At 74.5% G+C, this 20,944-nt stretch carries 18 protein-coding genes, 2 tRNA genes and 1 other RNA gene; 15 read left to right on the top strand and 6 right to left on the bottom strand.

Annotated features, from left to right (window positions below; translation table 11 throughout):
- The first annotated feature begins 60 nt into the window (after positions 1-60).
- The 6 genes from AC4OR8_RS00955 (at position 61) to AC4OR8_RS00930 (ending at position 6,570) form a co-directional block, all read left to right on the top strand.
- Positions 61-1,437 carry a ubiquitin family protein gene (locus AC4OR8_RS00955; RefSeq protein WP_492163694.1) on the top strand — a complete coding sequence of 459 codons (1,377 nt, stop codon included), beginning with the start codon at positions 61-63 and terminating at the stop codon, positions 1,435-1,437.
- Positions 1,438-1,651: 214 nt separating this feature from the next.
- The gene (locus AC4OR8_RS00950) at positions 1,652-1,978 is read left to right on the top strand and encodes a WXG100 family type VII secretion target (RefSeq protein ID WP_492163693.1); all 327 of its coding nucleotides are present in this window, start codon (positions 1,652-1,654) and stop codon (positions 1,976-1,978) included.
- Between the two features lie 30 nt (positions 1,979-2,008).
- A complete protein-coding gene (locus tag AC4OR8_RS00945; protein ID WP_492163692.1) occupies positions 2,009-2,305 on the top strand; it encodes a WXG100 family type VII secretion target in 297 nt (98 codons plus the stop codon).
- 212 nt (positions 2,306-2,517) lie between these two features.
- Positions 2,518-3,870, top strand: a complete 1,353-nt coding sequence (gene eccD / locus AC4OR8_RS00940) for a type VII secretion integral membrane protein EccD (RefSeq protein WP_492163691.1) — start codon at positions 2,518-2,520, stop codon at positions 3,868-3,870.
- 4 nt (positions 3,871-3,874) lie between these two features.
- Positions 3,875-5,299: a type VII secretion protein EccB gene (locus tag AC4OR8_RS00935; protein ID WP_492163690.1), complete on the top strand. Its 1,425-nt coding sequence runs from the start codon at positions 3,875-3,877 to the stop codon at positions 5,297-5,299.
- On the top strand, positions 5,290-6,570 hold the full coding sequence (locus tag AC4OR8_RS00930) for a S8 family serine peptidase (protein ID WP_492163689.1): 1,281 nt from the start codon (positions 5,290-5,292) through the stop codon (positions 6,568-6,570). Before AC4OR8_RS00935 ends, AC4OR8_RS00930 begins: the two co-directional genes overlap by 10 nt.
- Before the next feature lie 65 nt (positions 6,571-6,635).
- Here AC4OR8_RS00930 and AC4OR8_RS00925 read toward each other — a convergent pair.
- Positions 6,636-6,723: transfer RNA gene (locus tag AC4OR8_RS00925), tRNA-Ser, on the bottom strand.
- 149 nt (positions 6,724-6,872) lie between these two features.
- On the opposite strand from AC4OR8_RS00925, the gene ffs reads away from it, so the two are divergent.
- From ffs to AC4OR8_RS00890, 7 genes are all read left to right on the top strand, one after another.
- An RNA gene (gene ffs / locus AC4OR8_RS00920) (signal recognition particle sRNA small type) lies at positions 6,873-6,963 on the top strand.
- Between the two features lie 347 nt (positions 6,964-7,310).
- Positions 7,311-9,674, top strand: coding sequence for a DNA polymerase III subunit gamma and tau (locus AC4OR8_RS00915; protein ID WP_492163688.1), 2,364 nt, complete (start codon positions 7,311-7,313; stop codon positions 9,672-9,674).
- A 201-nt stretch (positions 9,675-9,875) separates the two neighbouring features.
- Positions 9,876-10,253: a YbaB/EbfC family nucleoid-associated protein gene (locus AC4OR8_RS00910; RefSeq protein ID WP_492163687.1), complete on the top strand. Its 378-nt coding sequence runs from the start codon at positions 9,876-9,878 to the stop codon at positions 10,251-10,253.
- Between the two features lie 21 nt (positions 10,254-10,274).
- Positions 10,275-10,871, top strand: a complete 597-nt coding sequence (gene recR, locus AC4OR8_RS00905; RefSeq protein ID WP_492163686.1) for a recombination mediator RecR — start codon at positions 10,275-10,277, stop codon at positions 10,869-10,871.
- Complete coding sequence (locus AC4OR8_RS00900) at positions 10,868-11,527, top strand: DUF5063 domain-containing protein (protein WP_492163685.1); 660 nt, start codon at positions 10,868-10,870, stop codon at positions 11,525-11,527. The genes recR and AC4OR8_RS00900 overlap by 4 nt, the downstream gene beginning before the upstream one ends.
- Before the next feature lie 74 nt (positions 11,528-11,601).
- Positions 11,602-12,876 carry an aspartate kinase gene (locus AC4OR8_RS00895; protein ID WP_492163684.1) on the top strand — a complete coding sequence of 425 codons (1,275 nt, stop codon included), beginning with the start codon at positions 11,602-11,604 and terminating at the stop codon, positions 12,874-12,876.
- Positions 12,873-13,907 carry an aspartate-semialdehyde dehydrogenase gene (locus AC4OR8_RS00890; protein ID WP_492163683.1) on the top strand — a complete coding sequence of 345 codons (1,035 nt, stop codon included), beginning with the start codon at positions 12,873-12,875 and terminating at the stop codon, positions 13,905-13,907. The genes AC4OR8_RS00895 and AC4OR8_RS00890 overlap by 4 nt, the downstream gene beginning before the upstream one ends.
- Positions 13,908-13,949: 42 nt before the next feature.
- On the opposite strand, the gene AC4OR8_RS00885 is transcribed toward AC4OR8_RS00890, so the two are convergent.
- Positions 13,950-14,672 carry a hypothetical protein gene (locus AC4OR8_RS00885; RefSeq protein ID WP_492163682.1) on the bottom strand — a complete coding sequence of 241 codons (723 nt, stop codon included), beginning with the start codon at positions 14,670-14,672 and terminating at the stop codon, positions 13,950-13,952.
- 356 nt (positions 14,673-15,028) lie between these two features.
- The gene (locus AC4OR8_RS00880) at positions 15,029-16,000 is read right to left on the bottom strand and encodes a helix-turn-helix transcriptional regulator (RefSeq protein WP_492163681.1); all 972 of its coding nucleotides are present in this window, start codon (positions 15,998-16,000) and stop codon (positions 15,029-15,031) included.
- A gap of 128 nt (positions 16,001-16,128) precedes the next feature.
- Between AC4OR8_RS00880 and AC4OR8_RS00875 the strand changes: the two genes are divergently transcribed.
- A complete protein-coding gene (locus tag AC4OR8_RS00875; RefSeq protein WP_492164456.1) occupies positions 16,129-16,524 on the top strand; it encodes a RidA family protein in 396 nt (131 codons plus the stop codon).
- Between the two features lie 154 nt (positions 16,525-16,678).
- Here AC4OR8_RS00875 and AC4OR8_RS00870 read toward each other — a convergent pair.
- Together AC4OR8_RS00870 and AC4OR8_RS00865 are read right to left on the bottom strand one after the other, a co-directional pair.
- Positions 16,679-16,755 (bottom strand) — tRNA-Pro (locus AC4OR8_RS00870).
- Positions 16,756-16,860: 105 nt separating this feature from the next.
- Positions 16,861-17,802: a metallophosphoesterase gene (locus AC4OR8_RS00865; protein WP_492163680.1), complete on the bottom strand. Its 942-nt coding sequence runs from the start codon at positions 17,800-17,802 to the stop codon at positions 16,861-16,863.
- A gap of 26 nt (positions 17,803-17,828) precedes the next feature.
- Here AC4OR8_RS00865 and AC4OR8_RS00860 point away from each other — a divergent pair, with 26 nt between their 5' ends.
- A complete protein-coding gene (locus AC4OR8_RS00860) occupies positions 17,829-18,290 on the top strand; it encodes a GatB/YqeY domain-containing protein (protein WP_492163679.1) in 462 nt (153 codons plus the stop codon).
- Between the two features lie 136 nt (positions 18,291-18,426).
- On the opposite strand, the gene AC4OR8_RS00855 is transcribed toward AC4OR8_RS00860, so the two are convergent.
- Entirely contained in the window at positions 18,427-20,805 is a 2,379-nt protein-coding gene (locus AC4OR8_RS00855; RefSeq protein ID WP_492163678.1) for a transglycosylase domain-containing protein, read from the bottom strand.
- Positions 20,806-20,944: the final 139 nt, after the last annotated feature.

The following is a 20,944-nucleotide window of genomic DNA, read 5'->3' as shown; positions in this document are numbered from 1 at the left end:
GCACGCCCCGGGGTCCGGCGCCGGCCCGGGGGCCCGGGCCGCAGGCGCGTGGAGACCACCTTGGCCGGAGCCAGGCAGGTGGGCGAGAGCCTCGCCCTCACCGTGCACGGACCCCGCGGGTCGCTCGACCTGGTGGTGCCCTCCGCGGCCACCGTCCTCGACGTCGCCCGCGAGTACGCCGCCCAGGCCGGCCTCTCCGAGGTGCCGCCGCTCGGCACCCACCGCGGGGCGTCGCTGCGCCCCGACGCGCCCCTGGCCGCCTCCGGGGTGGGCCCCGGCGACGTCCTGGTCACCCTCACCCCGACCCCGCCGGTCGACGCGCCCCGCCAGCGCGGGCTGCTGCGGTCCTCCGGCGGCGGCGCCGACGACACCGCCGGCCCGCTCGCCACGCTCTGGCTCACCGTCGCCGCGGGCGTCGCGGCGCTGGCGGGCTGGACCGCCACCCGCGCCGAGGGCACGACGTACGACGTGACCGTGGGGCTGCTGGTGGCCGCCGCGGTGGTGGGCGTGCTCCCGCTCGGGGGCCTGGCCGGCCACCGCGCCGTGGCCGCTCCCGCCTTCGCCGGCGCGGCCGCCTTCGCGGTGGCCTGGGACCCCGCGCCCGAGCGGCTGCCGACCGTCGTGGGGCTCGCCGCCCTGGTCGCGGCGCTGACGGCCGCGGTCGGCCGGGCCCTCGACGAGCGCCAGGAGGAGGCGCTGCGGGTGTGGATCGTCGTCGGCTCCGCGGTGTTCCTGCTCGCCACCGGCTGCGCCCTGCTCGACCTGCCCGCCCCGGTGGTCTGGTCGCTGCTGGTGGTGGCGGCCACGATGGTGCCGCGCTTCGTGCCGGGCTTCGCCGTCGACGTGCCCGACCAGCTGCTCATCGACCTCGAGCGGCTCGCCGTCACGGCGTGGTCGGCGCGCGAGCGGCCCCGCGGTCGGCGCGGGCGCACCGTCGTGCGGCCCACCGCCGTCGCGGCCGTGGCCGAGCGCGGCGCCCGCACCCTCACCGCGTGGTCGGCGGCGGTGCTCGTGGTGGTCGCGGTCGCGGCCCCGCTGCTGCTCGCCTCGGCGACGCTGCCCGTCGACCGGGTGGGCGCCCGGGTGCTGGTCGGCCTGAGCGGCGCGGCCCTGCTGCTCGCCGCGCGCAGCTACCGCCACGTCGCCGCGCGGGCCCTGCTGCGCACCGCCGGGCTGGTGTGCTGGGTGGCGCTGCTGGTCGCGGTCTCCGACCTGATCCGCGACACCGCCGGCACCCTGCTGGCGGGGGCCGCGGTGGTGGTGGCCGCCCTCGTGGTCGTGGTCGCCGTGGCCACCGGCCGCGGCTGGCGCTCGGCGTGGTGGGCGCGTCGCGCCGAGGTCGCCGAGGGCCTGGTGGGGGCCGGCGCGCTGGCCAGCGTGGTCGTGGCCGTCGGGGTCTTCCGCACCCTCTGGGAGAACATCGAGCTGCCGTCCTAGGACGTCGTCCCCAGGTCGCGAGCTGTCCATGTTTAGTCGTGTAGGCCCCGGGTAGACCGATGCGTGGCCGGCGACGGCAGCGAGCGAGATGTCAAATCCCTTGACGACACGCCCGTCCTGGTAGCCCTACGACGCCGGCCCGTCCGACCTCCAGCAGCACCGATCTCACCCCACCACCGCGGCGCGAAGGCCGCACCACCGAAAAGGAGTTGGCATGTCCAACGAGTACGGCCAAGGCGAAAAGGCCCTCTCCCGCGCAGGCGGCATGGTCCTCGAGGCGAAGGGCGACTTCGACAACATCTCGAAGCAGCTGATGAACGACGTCGAGGCCCTCCTGGCGAAGTGGGGCGGCGAGGGCGCGCGCTCCTTCGGCAACCTCAGCCGCGAGTGGGCCGAGAAGCAGCAGAAGATCGTCAGCGCGCTCAACACCTTCGAGCAGAACCTGAACGCCACCGAGAAGGACAACGTGTCGACCGACGACAGCCAGTCCGCCTCCATGACCAGCATCCGGGCCGGTCTCGACGCCGCCCCCGGCGTCTGACCACCACCCCACAGACACAGGAGAAGCGACATGTCCCTCGACGGAATCCGCGTCAACCACAGCGAGATGATCAGCGGTGCCGGCAACCTGGCCACCGGGGTCCAGAAGATCGACACCCGCATGCAGCAGCTCGACGACGACCTCAAGGAGCTCAAGGGCGCCTGGGTCGGTAACGCCCGCCTCGCCTACGACCAGGCCAAGGCCCAGTGGGACCAGGCCATCGAGGAGATGAAGCAGCTGCTGGCCAAGACCAGCACCGCCGTCGAGAACGCCAACACCGAGTACACCGCCGCCGACCAGCGCGGCGCCGGCCTCTTCGGCGGCTGAGCACCACCCACGCGAGCCCCGAGGGGGTCGGCACCGCGAGGTGCCGGCCCCCTCGTCACGCGCCCGCCCGTCGGCCTTCGGGTACGCCCTCCTGGGGGCCCGCCGATGGGTAGCATCCACACCGGTCCGGCCCGGGGCGTCCCACGTCCGGCCGCGCCACCCGCCCCACCCGAACGGACGCCGGACCGGTCCGGCCTGACGAGGAGACGCCGATGAGCCAGGCGGCACTGAGCGCGACCGGACTGGTGCGCGTCACCGTCGCGTCGGGCACCCGACGCGTCGACCTGGTGCTGCCGGGGTCGGTGCCGGTCGCCGAGCTGGTGCCCGAGCTGGCCCGCAGCGTCGGGCTGCTCGACGCGCTCACCGTGCACGGCGGCTACCGCGTGGTCACCGCCGAGGGCCGTCAGCTCGCCGGCGACTCCGGGTTGATCATGCAGGGCGTCGAGGACGGCGGCCTGCTCACCGTCAGCGCCGGCATCGACGAGCCCGCCCCCCGCGTGTACGACGACGTCGTCGAGGCGATGACCGACGTCGTCGAGCGCGACCTCAAGCCGTGGTCGCCCGCCTCGGGCCGGCGCACCGCGCTGAGCGCCTCGGGCCTGCTGATGGCGCTGGGTGCGGTGGCGCTGCTGGTGCAGACCGACGCCCGTCTGGCCGGCGTGGCCGCCGCCGTCGTCGCCACCTGCCTGGTGGCCGGCGCGATCGTGCTCTCCCGCGCCCAGCGCGAGGCCGAGGCCGCGGTGGCCGTGGCCTGGATGGGCTGCCTGTACGCCGCGGTGGCGGGCCTGGTGCTGACCGAGACGTCGTACGCCGGGGCCACGGCGATGACCGCCGCCGGCGCCGCTGCCCTCGGGGCGGGCCTGGTCTGCCTGGTCGGCCTCGGCGAGGGACGCACGCTGGTGCTGCCGCCCGTCGTGGTCGGCGCGGTCTTCGCCGGCGCCGGCCTGCTGCTGCGCACCCTCGACCTCGACGGCGCGGTCGTGCTCACGACCGCCCTGACCGTGGTCGTGCTGGCCGGCAGCGTCTTCCCGTGGCTGGCGCTGGGCATGACCGGCACCACCGTCGAGCAGATCTACACCGTCGCCGACATCACCGACGACCCCGACGACATCGACTCCCTCCGGGTCGGCGCCGACGCCCGGGTGGCCCACGAGATCCTGGTGGCCATCTCCTCCACCGTCGGGCTGCTGCTGGTGCTGATCGTGCCGCTCGCGGTGGGTCTCGGGCTCGCCGGCACCATCCTCGCGGTCGTGGCCTGTCCCGTGGTGATGCTCCGCACCCGGCAGTACCGCACCGGGTCGGAGGTGCTCGTCGGCCTGGTCAGCGGCATCGCCGGGCTCGGCGCGGTGGCGCTCTCCCTGATGTACCTGCACCCCGACTGGCGGCCCACCACCGCCGTCGTGCTGGCCGCCGCCGGTGCGGTGCTGCTCGCCGTGACGCTGCTGCCGCGCACCCCGTCGGTGCGCGGCGGGCGCCTGGGCGACGTCGTCGAGACGGTGGCGCTGCTCGCGCTGCTGCCGCTGCTGGTCGTGGCCAGCGGCCTGTTCTCCGCGATCACGGGCTGAGCGCGTGGCCACCAAGAAGGACCTCGTCGAGGCCCACGCGTTCAGCCGCCGCCGCCTGGTCACCGCGTTCGTCTCCGGCGCCCCGGGCGGACGCGAGGTGGAGCCGGCACGGCCCGGGCGCACCATCATCGGCGGGGCGGCGCTCGCCGTGCTGCTGGTGGCCGGCGCCGCGATCACCGGCGTCTTCACCGACCGCACGCCCGAGGGCTGGGACGAGCCCGGCCTGCTCATCTCCGAGGAGGAGGGCGCGTCGTTCGTCGTCCTGGTCGACGACGCCACGGGGGAGCCGGTGGCCCGGCCGGTCGACAACGTCACCTCGGCGCGGCTCGCGCTCGGCGGGCTCACCGACGCCCCGACCACCATCGCGCAGGAGACCATCGACACCCTCCCGCTGGGGCCCGAGATCGGCATCCTGGGCGGGCCGGAGACGCTGCCCACCACCTCGGAGATGGTGCAGAGCGGCTGGACGGCGTGCACCGGCAAGGGCCGGGCCATCAAGCTCGACCTGTCGGCGCAGCCCGACGCCCGGGCCGTGCCGGAGCAGTCGTTCGTCGTGGAGGCCGACCCCGACGGCCGGGGTGGGCGCGGCCGCGAGGTGTGGGTGATCGCCCAGGCGCCGGCCACCGAGACCGAGCCCGCCCAGGCCTACCGGCACCTGCTGTCGATGGGGTCGGGGCGCGACCTGTTCCTCAACGACCTCGGCGTCGCCTCGGAGCGCGAGGCCACGCCCGTGGCCGCCGAGTGGCTGCAGCTCTTCCCCGAGGGCGGGGCGCTCGGCCTCGACTCCTTCGACGTCGGCCGCCTCGGCGAGCCCGCGCCCGGCGTGAGCCAGGGACAGGTGGGCGACTACCTGCAGACCGACAACGGCGGCTTCGTGCTGACCGAGCGCGGTCCCGCGGTCCTCACGCCGTTCGCCTACACCGTCTACGCCAACGCCGCGGCCGGTACCGAGCGCGAGCTGCTGGCCCTCGGCCCGCCCGACGGGTCGCAGGCCTCCGGGGTCTACGACGCGGCCCGCTGGCCCCTCGCGCTGCCGCAGCGCGTGGTCACCGACCAGTGCGCCCTGCTCGAGACCGATCCCGAAGGTGCCCCGCGCGCCCAGGTGTACGCCGAGCCCGGCGCGGACGCCTCGGCCGAGGGGGTCGGCCGGGCCCGGCGCGACGTCCGCGTCGAGCCCGGCGCGGGTGCGCTCTTCGACGTCGGCGGCTGGGACGGCGCGCGCAGCGGCAGCGTGTTCGTCGTCGACTCCACCGGCAAGGCCTACGACCTGGTGGGCGGCGACACCCCGGTGCAGCTGGGCTACGACGGCTTCGAGCGCCCGGTCGTGCCCGACGCCTGGCTGCAGCTGTTCGAGGCCGGGGTCGCCCTCTCGCAGGACCTCGCGCTGTGCCCGCCGCAGAGCGAGGACGAGGCGACGGCGTGCGCCTGAGCGTCCGTGCCCGGGGGCTCGCGGCCGGTCTCGCGCTGGCGTGCGTCGTGGTGGCCGTGCCCGGCACCGCGCGCGCCGACACCCCCGAGGCGTCGTCGTGCGACCAGGTGCTGGAGCCCGACGTGGTCAACGACGACCCGCTCAGCGGTGACAGCCTGCCGCTGGCCGACATCGGCGTGCCGGCGGCGCAGGAGGCCGTGCGTGCCGCCGGCACCGAGCCCGGCGCCGGGGTCACCGTCGCGCTGCTCGACTCCGGCTCGCTGCCCGCCGGTGGCGCCGTCGCCCCCGGGGTGGGCGTCAGCGTCGCCGGCACCGGCCCCGTGCTCGACCACCGCGGCACGGCGTACGCCGGCATCATCGCCGGCGACGCGGCGGCGACCGCGTCGTCGGACGAGCCGACCCCGATCGGCATCGCCCCGGCGGCGCAGGTCGTGCCGATCCGCGTGCACGACGACGTCGACCCCGACTCCGAGGGCCTGGGCCCGAGCCCCGAGGCGCTCGCCCGCGGGCTGCAGGCGGCGCTCGACCGGGTCGGCGGGGTGGCCGGCGTCGACGTCGTCGCCGTGCCGACGGCCGTCGAGAAGGACCCCGAGGTCACCCGGCTCGTCGAGCAGCTGTGGGAGGCCGGTGTGATCGTGGTCGCCGGCGTCGGCGACCGCCCGGAGGTCGAGGACGAGACCGTCGACCCCGCCGACGTGCCGCTCGCGACGTCCTCGCCCACCGAGGACGCCTCGACGGTGCTCGGCCCGGCGGGCGCGAAGCACGTGGTCGCCGTGGCCTCGACCGACGCCGCCGAGCCCCTGCGCAGCAGCGAGGTGGACGTGGCCGTGCCGACGGCGAGCATCCTGTCGTGGGGCGGCAACGCGGCGCCGTGCCTGCTCGTCGACGAGGCCGGCACCACCGCCACCGCCACCGCCGAGGTCGCCGGGGTGCTCGCCCTGCTGCTGTCGCGCTACCCCGAGGAGACCCCGGCACAGGTCGTCGACCGGCTCGTCGCCACCGCCTCGGGGCGCCCCGACGTCCGCTCCCCGCTGACCGGGGCCGGCGTCGTGCAGGCCGACGACGCCGTCACCCAGCCGCGGCTGCCCGCCCGCGGTGACACGCTCGGGGAGACCCGCGTGGTCGTGCCCGACACCCGCGCCACCGCGCCGCCGCCGGTCGGCGACCCGCTCGCCTCCGCGCGCGACGACGCGCTGTGGTGGGGCCTGCTCGGCGGCGGCGTCCTGCTGCTCGCGCTGGTGCTGCGGCCGGTGCTGGCCCGGCGTCGCTGATCCCCGCCGGGTTGGGCGCTGGGCCCGGGACGACGAACGGCGCCGGGGATGCCGGCGCCGTTCGGTGGCGGAGGATAGGGGATTCGAACCCCTGAGGGCGTTAACCCAACCCGCTTTCCAAGCGAGCGCCATAGGCCACTAGGCGAATCCTCCGCGGCGGAGACTACCCGGGCCCTCGCGCGGGGGTGAAATCGCACCCGCCGCGCGGCCGGTGGACCCGGTGCGGCCGGTGGGGGAGCGGACGTGGGGGCCGGGCGCGGCCCGGGTTGGCGCTCCCCGGGCGCTCACCTACACTTCTGGCCAACCCCCCGTGTGGCGGCACCTCGCCCAACTCCCCCAGGGCCGGAAGGCAGCAAGGGTAAGTGAGCTCTGTCGGGTGCGCGGGGGGCCTTTTCTTGCCCTGAGCCGTGCCGGCCCGGCCACGCGCGGCTGTCGCATCGCGGTGGCGATCGGCGCGCCCGGCCGCTGTCGCCCGGCCGGCCCCGCCTGGCCACGGCTGCCTCGCGCCGGTTCAGCCGCCCCCGGCGGTGGCCCGGGTGCTCAAGTGGCGCGATCGCGCTGGTCGGGGCCCCGAGCGGGGGTGCTGGGTGTCACGTGGCGCCTTCGCCGGTCGGGCACGGCGCGGTCCCGGGCGGTGGTCCGGCCCCGGTCGCAGAGCCGGGGCGGGTGCTGCGCGGCGCCGGTCCACCGGCACCGGCCGGGCCGTGGTGGTTGTCGGGGGTGGCGTCTAGGGTCGACGCGTGGAGTCACCCCTCGCCCTGTACCGCCGCTACCGGCCGGAGTCCTTCGCCGAGGTCATCGGCCAGGACCACGTGACCGAGCCGCTGCGCGCGGCGCTGGCCGCCAACCGGGTGAACCACGCCTACCTCTTCTCCGGGCCCCGTGGCTGCGGCAAGACCACGTCGGCGCGCATCCTCGCCCGCGCGCTGAACTGCGAGCAGGCGCCGGTGGCCGACCCGTGCGGGGTCTGCGACAGCTGCCGTGACCTGGCCCGCGGCGGCCCGGGCTCGATCGACGTCATCGAGATCGACGCCGCCTCCCACGGCGGCGTCGACGACGCGCGCGACCTGCGGGAGAAGGCGTTCTTCGCGCCGGTGCGCAGCCGCTACAAGGTCTACATCATCGACGAGGCCCACATGGTCACCACGCAGGGCTTCAACGCCCTGCTCAAGCTCGTCGAGGAGCCCCCGCCCCACCTGCGGTTCATCTTCGCCACCACCGAGCCCGAGAAGGTGCTGCCGACGATCCGCTCCCGCACCCACCACTACCCCTTCCGGCTGATCCCGCCGCGGCTGCTCTCGGCCTACCTCCTGCAGCTGTGCGAGCAGGAGGCCGTCGCGATCGAGCCGGCTGCGCTGCCGCTCGTGGTGCGCGCCGGCGCGGGCTCGGCGCGCGACACCCTGTCGGTGCTCGACCAGCTGCTCGGCGGCTCCGGTCCGGCGGGCGTCACCCACCAGCTCGCCACGGCGCTGCTCGGCTACACCCCCGACGCGCTGCTCGACGAGGTGGTCGACGCGTTCTCCGCCGCCGACGGCTCGGCGGTCTTCGGCGTCGTCGACAAGGTGGTCGAGACCGGCCAGGACCCGCGCCGCTTCACCGAGGACCTGCTGCGCCGGCTGCGCGACCTGGTCATCGTCGCCGCCGTGCCCGACGCGCCGGCCACCGGCCTGATCGACGTCTCGCAGGACCAGGGGGAGCGGCTGGTGGCCCAGGCCGCCCGCTTCGGCAACGCCGAGCTCACCCGCGCCGCCGACCTCGTCGCCGCCGGCCTCACCGAGATGCGCGGCGCCACCGCCCCGCGGCTGCTGCTCGAGCTGATCTGCGCGCGGGTGCTGCTGCCCGCCGCCGACCACTCCACCGAGGGCCTGATGGCCCGTCTCGACCGGCTCGAGCGGCGCATGACGATCACCGGAGCGCCGTCCGGAGCCGCGGCGCCCGTCGTCCGCGCCGGCGCGCCCGCCCAGGACCGCACCCGACCGGAGACCGGGGCCATGGTCGAGCCGCCGATGGAGCCGGAGCCGGTGGCCTCGCCCGACGCCGTCGTCCCGCGGATCAGCTCGGAGGTCAACGTGCCGCCGGTCGAGGAGACCGCGGTGCGCGCGCCCGAGCCGCGCGGCCGGCCCGCCCAGTCCGAGCACCAGTCCGAGCGCCAGCCCGAGCGCCAGCCCGAGCCCGAGCCGGACGACGAGCCGGACCACGAGGCGTCTCGACCCGACCCGGACGACGAGCCGACCCAGCAGACCCGGCCCGAGCCGGCGGCCGCAGCGCCCACCGCACCGACGCCCGAGCCCGTCGCCGCTCCCGCCCCCGCCCCCGTCGCCGCCCCCGTCGCCGCCCCCGTCGCCGCGCCGACGACCCCGGCTCCGACGTCCCCGAGGCCCCCGGCGGGGGGAGGGCTCAGCCTGGTGGAGGTGCGCCGGCTGTGGCCCGACATCGTCGAGGCCACCAAGCTGCGCCGCCGCGTCACCTGGATCCACCTGACCCAGCACGCCCAGGTCGTGGGGGTCGATGCGACCACGCTGACCCTGGGGTTCTCCAACGCCGGCGCGCGGGAGTCGTTCGACAACGGCGGCAGCCGGGAGATCGTGCGCCAGTCGGCCATCGACGTCGTCGGCACCGACTGGAAGGTCGAGACCATCGTCGACCCGGGTGCCCAGGCCGAGGGCACCCCCACCGTCACCCGATCCGCGACGAGCGCCCCCCCGGCGCGTCCCCGGACGGAGCAGCCGGCGGCCGAGCCCGCGGCGGGGGCGACGACGCCTGCACCGCCCGACGCCGGCCCCGGCGGCCCCGACGAGCCCGCCGGCCCGCCGGCCTGGCTCGACGACGAGGAGCCCGCCGCAGGCGTGCCCGCGCCGGCCACACCCGCCGCACCGCCGGTCGAGGCCCGCACGGCCGACCCGGGGGCGATCGCGGCGGCGCGGGGCGCGATCCAGCAGACCCGCGCCGGGGGACCTGACCGGCCCCGCTCCGACGACAGCGCCGAGCGCGACGCCGACGCCCACCCCGACGACCTCGACGCCGACACCCACGAGGTCGGCGGTGCCGAGCTGCTCGAGCGCGAGCTCGGGGCGCGGATGATCGAGGAGATCCGCCACCAGTGAGGCGCCCGTGCCCCCGTGTCGCTCGCGGCCGCGGGCTCGGTCCCACCCACACCGGTGGGGACGGCCGCCCGCCCACCGGGCATGCTGGCCACGGCGGCGCGCCACGGCACTCCCACCGCACCACGGCGACCGGCTCCACGCCGGGCACGACGACCGGCCGCTCCACCCCAGACCCCGACCGACCCACCCCGAGGTGACCCCATGACGCAGAACCCCTTCGACGCGCTCGGTGGCGGCGGTGGCGGCTTCGACATGAACGCCCTGCTGCAGCAGGCCCAGCAGATGCAGGAGCAGCTGCAGGCCGCCCAGGAGCGTCTGGCCGAGGCGACCGTGGAGGGCACCGTCGGCGGCGGGGCCGTCAAGGTCACCGTCAACGGCGTCGGCGAGCTCGTCGGCGTGACCGTCGCGGCCGGCACCTTCGACGGCAACGACGCGGGCGACCTGTCCGACCTCGGCGACCTCGTCGTGGCGGCCTACCGCGACGCGAAGAGCCAGGCCGACGCCATGGCCAGCGAGGCCCTCGGCCCGCTCGCCGGCGGCGGCGACGTCCCGGGGCTGCCCGGCCAGCTGGGCTTCTAGCCCGACAGCCGGGAACCCCACGTGTACGAAGGTGTCGTCCAGGACCTGATCGACGAGCTCGGCCGGCTGCCCGGCGTGGGCCCGAAGAGCGCGCAGCGCATCGCGTTCCACCTGCTGCAGGCCGACCCCGTCGACGTCCGACGGCTCGCCGACGTGCTGGTGGAGGTCAAGGCCAAGGTCAAGTTCTGCTCGATCTGCTTCAACGTCTCCGAGGACGAGCAGTGCCGCATCTGCCGCGACCCGCGCCGCGACCCCTCGGTGCTGTGCGTGGTGGAGGAGTACAAGGACGTGGTGGCCATCGAGCGCACCCGCGAGTTCCGCGGTCGCTACCACGTGCTGGGCGGCGCGATCAGCCCCATCGACGGCATCGGGCCCGACCAGCTGCGCATCCGTGAGCTGATGGTGCGCCTGGCCGACGGTGCGGTCACCGAGACGATCCTGGCCACCGACCCCAACCTCGAGGGCGAGGCCACCGCGACCTATCTCACCCGGATGCTGCGACCCATCGGGTTGCGCGTCACGCGTTTGGCGAGTGGACTGCCGGTGGGCGGCGACCTGGAGTACGCCGACGAGGTCACCCTGGGCCGGGCATTCGCAGGAAGGCGAGCAGCGGAATGACGCAGACGACGCAGGACACCGACGACACGACCGGAGCCGTGGCCGGCACCGCGGGCGTGGCGCCCGCACGGGTACCGCTCGACGCCGAGACCGAGGAGTTCGCCCAGCAGATCGCCGACCAGGTGGCCAGCTTCCTGCTCGCCGTGCGCGCGGTCTCCCAGGAGCAGGACGCCGGGCGCACCATCTCGCTGCTGCTGCTGGAGATCAGCCAGGTGCTGCTGGCCGGCGCCCGCCTCGGCGCCCAGCAGGACTTCACGCCGATCGCGGAGTACCAGCCCGACGTGGGTCCCGAGGCCGACCTCGACGAGATGCGGCTGCGCCTCTCCGACCTGCTCGGCGGGCTCGACACCTACGCGTTCGTCTTCGACCCCTACGTCCCCGAGGTGGTGGAGAGCCAGCTCTCCGACGACCTCACCAGCATCGCCAGCGACCTGGAGAACGGCCTGCGCCACTTCCGCAAGGGCGACGTCGCCGAGGCGCTGTGGTGGTGGCAGTTCTCCTACGTCTCCTCGTGGGGCAACCTCGGCGGCGCCGCGCTGAACGCGCTGCTCTCCGTGGTCACCCACGACCGCCTCGACGTCGACCTCGACCTCGACGCCGACGCGGTCGCCGCGGCCGATGAGATGCTGGGCGGCGCGGGCACCCCGCGCGGATAGACTCGTCCACCGGTCGTGACGCGGGGCCACCTGCCGCGTCGTAGCAGACAACCGGGACCTCGAGGACACCAACCGTGGGCATTGTCGTGCAGAAGTACGGCGGTTCGTCGGTCGCCGACGCGACCGGGATCAAGCGGGTCGCCCAGCGCATCGTCAACACGCGCAAGCAGGGCCACGACGTGGTCGTGGTGGTCTCCGCCATGGGCGACACCACCGACGAGCTGCGCGACCTCGCCGAGAAGGTGACGCCGCTGCCGCCGCCGCGCGAGCTCGACATGCTGCTCACCGCCGGCGAGCGCATCTCGATGGCGCTCGTCGCGATGGCCATCGCCCAGCTCGGCCACAAGGCCCAGTCGTTCACCGGCTCGCAGGCCGGCGTGATCACCGACTCCGCCCATGGGCGGGCCAAGATCATCGACATCAGCCCCGGGCGCATCGAGGCCGCCATCGCCGAGGGCGCGATCGCCATCGTCGCCGGCTTCCAGGGCGTCTCGCAGGACACCAAGGACGTGACGACCCTGGGGCGGGGCGCCTCCGACACCACCGCGGTGGCCCTGGCCGCCGCGCTGGGCGCCGAGGTCTGCGAGATCTACACCGATGTCGCCGGCGTCTTCACCGCCGACCCCCGCATCGTGCCCGCGGCGCGCAAGCTCGACCGGGTCTCCACCGAGGAGATGCTCGAGATGGCGGCGTCCGGCGCGAAGATCCTCCACCTGCGGTGCGTCGAGTACGCCCGCCGCCACGACGTACCGATCCACGTCCGCACGTCCTTCGACACCGTCGAGGGCACCTGGATCGTCCCCGACCCCCGAGCAGGAGACCCCACCATGGAGCAGGCGATCATCTCCGGCGTCGCCCACGACCGGTCCGAGGCCAAGATCACCGTCGTCGGCGTCCCCGACAAGGTGGGCGAGGCCGCGCGCATCTTCGAGACCCTGGCCTCCAGCGAGGTCAACATCGACATGGTGGTGCAGAACGTGTCGGCGGCCTCCACGGGGCTCACCGACATCTCGTTCACCCTGCCCCGCGAGGACGGCCAGAGCGCCATGGGTGCCCTGGCCCGCATCCAGGACGAGGTCGGCTACGACAAGCTGCTCTACGACGACCAGATCGGCAAGGTGTCGCTGATCGGCGCCGGCATGCGCTCCCACCCCGGCATCACCGCGCGGTTCTTCTCGGCGCTGGCCTCGGCCGGGGTGAACATCTCGATGATCTCCACCTCCGAGATCCGCATCTCCGTGATCGTCGACGAGGGACGCATCGACGCCGCCGTGCAGGCCACCCACACCGCCTTCGACCTCGACTCCACCGAGGTCGAGGCCGTCGTGTACGGCGGGACCGGGCGATGAGCGGCGTGCGCCTCGGCGTCGTCGGTGCCACCGGCCAGGTGGGCGTGGCGATGCGCCAGATCCTCGAGCAGCGCGGCTTCGACGCCGCCGAGGTGCGGTTCTTCGCCTCGGCCCGCTCGGCCGGCACGGTGCTGCCGTACGCCGGCGGCGAGGTGGTCGTCGAGGACGCCGCCACCGCCGACCCCAGCGGGCTCGACATCGCGCTGTTCTCCGCCGGGGCCGCCACGTCGCGGGCGCTGGCGCCGGCGTTCGCCGCGGCCGGGGCCACCGTGGTCGACAACTCCTCGGCCTTCCGGATGGACCCCGACGTCCCGCTGGTGGTCTCCGAGGTCAACCCCGGCGCGATCGCCCACGCCCGCCGCGGCATCATCGCCAACCCCAACTGCACCACGATGGCTGCGATGCCCGTGCTGAAGCCGCTGCACGACGAGGCCGGCCTGCTGCGCCTGGTCGTCTCGACGTACCAGGCCGTCTCCGGCTCCGGCGTGGCCGGCGTCGAGGAGCTGGCCACCCAGGTGAGCGGCGCCGGTGACAAGGCCCGCGAGCTGGCCTACGACGGCACCGCGGTCGGCTTCCCCGACCCCGTCACCTACGCCCGCACCATCGCCTACAACGTGCTGCCGCTGGCCGGCTCCATCGTCGACGACGGCCTGGGCGAGACCGACGAGGAGAAGAAGCTGCGCAACGAGTCGCGCAAGATCCTCGACCTCCCCGACCTGCGGGTCTCCGGCATCTGCGTGCGGGTGCCGGTCTTCACGGGCCACTCCCTCGCGATCAACGCCGAGTTCGCCTCCGCGATGACCCCGCAGCGTGCCGCCGAGCTGCTGCGCGACGCCCCCGGCGTCGAGCTGAGCGACGTGCCGACCCCCCTGCAGGCCGCCGGCCAGGACCCGTCGTACGTCGGGCGCCTGCGCCAGGACCCCGGCGTCGACGACGACCGCGGGCTGGCGCTGTTCGTCAGCAACGACAACCTGCGCAAGGGCGCCGCGCTCAACACCGTGCAGATCGCGGAGCTGCTCGCGGCCCGCTGAGCCACGCTCCGCCCGCCCGCCTCCCTGGGGGAGGCGGATGGCTCAGGCGTCGACGGACTCCACCAGCGAGGTCGTCACCCAGTGCGCCAGCGAGAACGTCGCCACGCACACCAGCGGGATCACCAGCGCCATCCACGGGTCCAGCAGGCTGTCGACGAGGAACAGCAGGCACACCACGCAGAGCAGGCCGATGCCGAGGAACGCGGTGCTGCCGGCCTCGACGACACGGAAGGCGCGCAGCAGCGCGCTGCCGAGCAGCACCATCGCGACCATGATCGCGATCAGCACCAGGAAGCCGGGCCGACCGCAGGTGGAGGTGCCGCGCAGGGCCTCGCACCCCGCGAGGGCGACCTTCGTGAGGGCCACGGTGGCCAGGCCGACGACGAGACCGGTGATCGCTGCGGCCACCGGCCCGGAGACCGACGACAGCACGGTGGCCAGGCCCGGGCGGGGCGCACGGGCCGGTGCCGGCTCGCTGACGGGCTGGCTGACGGGACGGGCGGCGGGCTGCTCGACCCGCACCGGCGCGGCGGTGGCCGCGGGCAGGGCGCGGGTCGGCGCCGGATGCTCGTCGACGACCGCGGGCTGCGGCCGGGTGCCTGGGTCGGCTCCGGTGCCGGGGCGGACGTCGACCGGTGTGGCCCCCGCGGCGGGCACGGAGCGCGGCCGGCGCAGCAGCGGACGACGCGTCGCCGGGGCCGGCGGGGTGACCGGCTCGGCGGGCTCGGCCACCGGCGACACCGGGGTCTCGGGTGCGCGCTGCACGGGCTGTACGGGCTGTACGGGCTGTACGGGCTGTACGGGCTGAGTGGGGGCCGGCGCGACCGGGGGAGCCGGGGGAGCCTCGGCGGCCGGGACCTCGACGGGCGGGGCGTCGGCCCGAGCCTCTGGCGGGGTCGTCGACCGGCGGCGCTTGCGCCCGAGCCCGAAGGAGGGCAGCTCGAGCGACGGGCCGTCCTGGCGCGGCTCCTCGTCTGGCATGGGGGCAGTGTGTCACGCGCCACCCCGCCCCGGGGGCGGACGCGGGGAGCGGCAACCGTGAAGGTCCCGGATCCAGGCGTGTCCGGGTGTGTTCGCGGCGCAGCGACGGACCCCGGGCCGGCCGCTCCGCGGCTGCCGCCTCAGGAAGGGTCGCGGTGGCGGTCGGCCATGGTCTGGGCTCGGTGGTGGAGCGACGTGCGCAGCTCCGGCGGGGCGAGGGCTTCGGCGTCGTTGCCCAGCTGCCACAGTGCCCACTCGGCGTGCCACAGGTCCTGGAAGGTGACGTCCAGCTCGAGCCACCCGTTCGGTTCGGGCTGTTCGGCGCGCACGGCTTCCGCCATGTCGAGCAGCTGGTCTCGTCGGGCGGCGCTCACCCGTACCTGGACGGGGAGGTGGCCCTCGGAGAGGAACTGTGCACACCGCTGCGCCCACACGCGTCTGAGGTCGACCTGCGCGGGACGCTCCGCAGGGACCTCGAGCTCGTCCGCGGCGAGGATCCGCGACATCCGGTAGGTGCGGTCCGTGCCGGCCTGGGTCGCCAGCAGGTAGCCCCTGTCGCGCACGTTGACGAGGCCGATCGGGTCGACTGTCTGCCACTGCGGTTCCCCGCCTCTGGAGGCGTACTCGATGCTCAGCTTGTGTCCGCTGAGGACCGCGCGGCGGACCTGGACCAGCGTGGTCTCGGGGACCGCGTCGGCGACGAGTCGGCGTGAGAGCAGGTCGGTCTCGGGGTCGACCAGGATCCGCTGGGCCGCGTCGTTCGCAGCGACTTGGTGACTCCGAGGCAGCGCGTCGACGACCTTCCGCACGGCTGAGGCGAGAGCGGAGGCGAGCCCGAAGACCTGCTCGCCGCGACCCGGACCGGCGGTGAGCACGGCGAGGGCTTCGTCGTGGGTGAGCCCGGTGAGCTCGGTCCGGAACCCGGGCAGCAGGGAGAACCCGCCGTGGCGCCCGCGTTCTGCGTAGACCGGGACACCGGCTGTCGAGAGCGCCTCGATGTCGCGCAGGATCGTGCGGGTCGAGACCTCGAGCTCGCTGGCCAGCGTGTCTGCGGTGAGCCGGTCGTGCTGACGCAGGAGCAGCACCAAGGAGACCAGTCGGTCGGCGCGCACGGTGCCGACCCTAGCCGGATACCTGACACGAGGTGACGTGATTCCTCGACAGACTCCACCGTGCGTGGCCGGACGGCCATCGTGCGATGCGGGGGTGCCCCGCGAGGATGAACGGAGATGCTGTGGCAATCGAGAGATCGGCTGTGAACCCGGTGATGTGGTCAGTCGGGATGGGGTTCAACCAGGGTGAGCTGGTCACCGGGCCCGCGCGAACCCTGTACTGCTCGGGGCAGACCGCGATGGACGCGGACGGCACGCCACAGCATGCGGGCGACATGGCGGCGCAGGTCGCCCTGAGCCTGGACAACCTGGAGGCCGTGTTGAGCGCAGCCGGGATGTCGCTCGACAACCTCGTCCGGCTCAACGTCTACACCACCGACGTGGACCTGCTGTTCACGCACTACGGAGTCCTGGCGTCGCGCCTCGGGACGGCTCAGGTCGCTCCGACGACCACCATGCTGGGCGTGGCGCGGCTCGCGGTTCCCGGGCAGATGGTCGAGCTCGAGGGAACCGCCGTCGCCTGAGGCGCCGCGTGCCGGTGGTCGACGCACACCCGGTCGCCGGCCGCTTCGTCGCTCCGGGACGTGGCGGTGTGATCAGGGACGACCCAGCGACCACGGCCGGGACGGAGAGTCGGAGACCACGAAGGGCCCGGATCCTCGCGGATCCGGGCCCTGCTGGTCGGGCTGACAGGATTTGAACCTGCGGCCTCCTCGTCCCGAACGAGGCGCGCTACCAAGCTGCGCCACAGCCCGATCGTGACCACCGGCATCGCCGGGCTCACAAGCACGGGAGCATACCCGAGCAGCGCGGGCCCTCCCCAATCGACCCGGGGTGCGGACCCACCGCCTGACCGGCGCTCAGGCCGCGGCGGGCTCGTGCGGGCGGGCCACCAGGGTCAGCAGCGTCGCCTCCGGGCGGCAGGCCACCCGCAGGCGCACGTACGGGCTGGTGCCGAGGCCAGCGCTGACGTGCAGCCACGACGAGCCGGGGTCGCCGTCGCGGGAGCCCGCCGGGTGGCGGTGCAGGCCCCGGGCGCGGGCCGGCTCGAGGTCGCAGTTGGTGGCCAGGGCCCGCCCCCCGGGCAGGCACACCTGGCCGCCGTGGGTGTGCCCGGCCAGCAGCCCGTCGTACCCACGGGCCGCGAAGTGGTCGAGCACCCGCAGGTAGGGCGCGTGCATGACCCCGAGGCGCACGCCGGCGCTCGGGTCGGCGGGGGCGTCCACGACGTCGAGCCGGTCGTAGCCGAGGTGGGGGTCGTCCACCCCGGCGAGGGCGAAGGTGGTGCCGCGCACCGTGAGCCGGCCGTGGGTGTTGGTGAGGTCGAGCCAGCCGCGGTCGGTGAAGGTGGCCGACAGCTCGCGCCAGGGCAGCTCGGGGGTGTGGGTGGCGCGGCGGCCGTCGTCGGGCAGCAGGTAGCGCACGGGGTTGCGCATGCTGGGCTCGAAGTAGTCGTTGGAGCCGTGCACGAACACCCCCGGCACGTCGAGCAGGGGGCCGAGCGCGTCGCGCACCACCGGCACGGCGTCGCGGTGCGACAGGTTGTCGCCGGTGTCGACGACGAGGTCGGGCCGCAGGGCCGCCAGGCCCGCCAGCCACTCCTGCTTGCGGCGCTGCCCGGGGGTCATGTGCAGGTCGGAGAGGTGCAGGACGCGCACCGGGTCGGCGCCCGGCGGCAGCAGCGGCACCTGCACCCGGCGCAGCGTGTAGGCGCGGGCCTCCGCCGCCGCCCAGGCGGTCGCGCCGGCGGCGGCCAGCGCCGACCCGCCGACCAGGCGGGTCGCAACTGAGGTGAGGAGCACCGGGACAGGCTGCCACAATGGGCGCCATGCCCGCCCTCAAGGACCGTCTCCGTGCCGACCTCACCACCGCCATCAAGGCGCGCGACGAGGTGCGCTCGTCGACGCTGCGCATGGTGCTGAGCGCCGTCACCACCGCCGAGGTGGCCGGCAAGCAGGCCCGTGAGCTCACCGACGACGACGTCGTGGGCGTGCTGACCAGCGAGGCCAAGAAGCGCCGTGAGGCCGCCACCGCCTTCGAGGACGGCGGGCGTGCCGAGATGGCCGCCAAGGAGCGGGCCGAGGCCGCCGTGCTGGCCGACTACCTGCCTGAGCAGCTGTCGGCCGAGGACGTCGCCGCCATCGTCACCGCCGCGGTAGCCCAGACCGGCGCGGCCGGTGAGGGCATGCGTGCGATGGGCAAGGTCATGGGCGTCGTGCAGCCGCAGGTGAAGGGCCGCGCCGACGGCGGCGCGGTCGCGGCGGAGGTACGCCGCCAGCTCGGCGCCTGACCCGCTCGGGTCTCCTCACCCCTTGTTCACTGGCGAGGGGCCTGCGAGTGGTTGCGAGGTCTCGATACACCTCGACGCTGGCGCTCCTCGGCACTTGACCAACGAGGCGGTGGTGTCTCGACCGGCGAGGGGTGCGTCAGCCGCGACCGCGGCCGCGGCCGTTGCCCGCCGGACCGCCTGCGGTGGCGTCGTCCCCGTCGTCGGTGGTGACGGGGGCGGGAACGTCCTCGACGCCGGTGGACTGGTAGATGGTCACCGCGGTGCCCGACGGGGCCGACTCGCCGCCGCTGGGGTAGGTGTAGGCGACCGTGTCGGCGGCGTACCCGGTGTCGCGGTAGCCACCGAGGGTGTAGCTGAAGCCTGCCGAGGCGAGCTGCGCCTGGGCCTCGGGGAGGCTGAGGCCGCCGAGGTCGGGGATGGTGGCCGGCACGCCCACCACGTCGGTGGCCGACGGGGCGACGAAGTCGACGTCGTCGAGGCGGTCGTCCATGACCTTCATCGCGTCGCCCCACATCGGGCCCGCGACGCCCGAGCCGGAGGCTGAGCTGATGTAGCCACCGCCCACGGTCTGGGCGGTCAGGCTGATCGGCGTGCCGACGGCGTTGGCGCCGGCGATCATCGCGGCGGTGGCGAGCTTCGGCGTGTAGCCGACGAACCACACCGACTTGCCGTCCTGGGTGGTGCCGGTCTTGCCCGCGGCGGGGGAGTCGAGCGCCTCGGCCGAGGCGAACCCGCCCTCGATCACCCCGCGCAGCACCGAGTTCACGGCGTCAGCGGTGGCGGCCTCCATGACCTGGCTGCAGGTCGGGGGGTACTCCTTGAGCAGGTTGCCGCGCAGGTCCTCGATGGCGGTGACCGGGCGGGCGTCGCAGTGCAGGCCGCGGCCGGCGAAGGTGGCGTACGCCTCGGCCATCTCGAGCGGGCTCACGTTGGGGCTGCCCAGGGTGAACGACGGCACCCGCTCGGCGCCGTTGCCGTACTCGTCACCGGTGGGGTTGTCCAGGTCCAGGCCCATCGAGCGGGCCAGCTCGAACGGCTCGCAGATGCCGGTACGGGCCTCGAGCTGGGCGTAGAAGGTGTTGACCGACAGCTGGGTGCCGGTGATCAGGTTCATCGTGCCGGAGTCGGTGGAGTTGCTCGGCGACCACGTGCCGTAGCCGTAGGGCTCGCCGTCGCAGTCCTCGAACTGCGACTCGCTGATGTCGATCGTCGGCGGGGAGTAGATCGTCTCGGTGAGCGGGGTGCCCTGCTCGACGGCGGTCGCCAGCACGAACGCCTTGAACGTCGAGCCGCCCTGGAACCCGGCGGAGTCGCCGAGTCGCTGGTTGACGGTGTAGTTCAGGTAGGTCTCGCCGGCGGCCATGTCGTCACCCATGGGGCGCGACTGGGCCAGCGACTTCACCGCACCGGTGCGGGGCTCGACGGTGGCGAGCCCGCCGATGGCGTTGTCACGGGGGTAGACGTGGCTGGCGACGGAGGCGTCGGCCGCGCGCTGGTAGCCCTGGTCGAGCGTCGTGCGGATGCGCAGGCCGCCGGAGTAGAGCATGTCGCGGCGCTCGCGGCGGGTGTCGCCGAGCGCGGGGTCCTCGAGCAGGTAGGCGATGACGTAGTCGCAGAAGAACGGCGCGACGGTCGACACGCAGCCGTTGGGTGCGGGCTGCACGTCGAGGCGCAGCGGCTGCTTCTTCAGCGACCGGGCCTTCTTGCCGCCGATGACGTCGAGCTCGGCCATCCGGTCGAGGACGACGTTGCGCCGCTCGAGCGCGCGGTCGGGGGAGTTGGTGGGGTCGTAGCCGTCGGGGCTCTTCACCATGCCGGCGAGCATCGACGACTGCAGGTAGTCCAGGTCCTTGGCGTCGACGTCGAAGTAGTGCCGGGCCGCGGCCTGGATGCCGTAGGCGCCGTCACCGAAGTAGGCGATGTTGAGGTAGCGCTCGAGGATCCAGTCCTTGCTGTGGCGCTGCTCCAGGGCGATGGCGTAGCGCAGCTCGCGGATCTTGCGCGCGTAGCTGTCGTCGGTGGCCGCGGCCCGCTGCTTCGCGGTCTTCGCCTGGGCCAGCAGGGTCTGCTTGACCAGCTGCTGGGTGATCGACGAGCCGCCCTGCACCGTGCCGCTGTTGGCCTGGTTGGTCACGAACGCGCGGACGGTGCCGCGCACGTCGAGGGCGCCGTGCTCGTAGAAGCGGGAGTCCTCGATCGCCACGATCGAGGTGATCATCCGCCGCGAGATCTGGCTCAGCGGCACCTCGACGCGGTTCTGGTCGTAGAGGGTGGCGATCAGCTTGCCGTCGGAGTCCATGATCTCGGTCTTCTGCGCCAGCTGCTCGGTCTCGAGCTCGGCGGGCAGGCTGTCCATGGTGTCGGCGACGTTGCGCGCGCCGACGCCGAGGACCCCGGCGAAGGGGATGGCCAGGCCGGCGACCACCACGCCCAGGACGGCCGCGACCGCCACCATCACCCCGAGGTGGGTGAGCACCCGTCCGCTGGACAGACGGTCGTTACGCACTTCAGCCATGGTGGGAGAGTACGGGAGCGGACCAGCCCCCAGCGAAACCTGGCTACGGCGCCATAGTCATTTCGGGCTATGTGGTTGGGGCTGATCGAGCCTGTCGTCGCAGTACACGTGTTCTTTAACTTGGTCCTACAGAGAGCAC

The organism is Nocardioides sp. FY1077 (genome assembly GCF_058681775.1).
The sequence above is the reverse complement of the archived record's forward strand: the minus strand, read 5'-3'. Positions and strand labels throughout refer to the sequence as shown.

Bases quoted from the DNA above. Each gene is read 5' to 3' on its own strand.
- AC4OR8_RS00855 (WP_492163678.1), bottom strand. From the start codon at position 20,805: ATGGCTGAAGTGCGTAACGACCGTCTGTCCAGCGGACGGGTGCTCACC.
- AC4OR8_RS00950 (WP_492163693.1), top strand. From the start codon at position 1,652: ATGTCCAACGAGTACGGCCAAGGCGAAAAGGCCCTCTCCCGCGCAGGC.
- AC4OR8_RS00900 (WP_492163685.1), top strand. From the start codon at position 10,868: ATGACGCAGACGACGCAGGACACCGACGACACGACCGGAGCCGTGGCC.
- AC4OR8_RS00910 (WP_492163687.1), top strand. From the start codon at position 9,876: ATGACGCAGAACCCCTTCGACGCGCTCGGTGGCGGCGGTGGCGGCTTC.
- AC4OR8_RS00860 (WP_492163679.1), top strand. From the start codon at position 17,829: ATGCCCGCCCTCAAGGACCGTCTCCGTGCCGACCTCACCACCGCCATC.
- AC4OR8_RS00890 (WP_492163683.1), top strand. From the start codon at position 12,873: ATGAGCGGCGTGCGCCTCGGCGTCGTCGGTGCCACCGGCCAGGTGGGC.
- AC4OR8_RS00945 (WP_492163692.1), top strand. From the start codon at position 2,009: ATGTCCCTCGACGGAATCCGCGTCAACCACAGCGAGATGATCAGCGGT.
- eccD (WP_492163691.1), top strand. From the start codon at position 2,518: ATGAGCCAGGCGGCACTGAGCGCGACCGGACTGGTGCGCGTCACCGTC.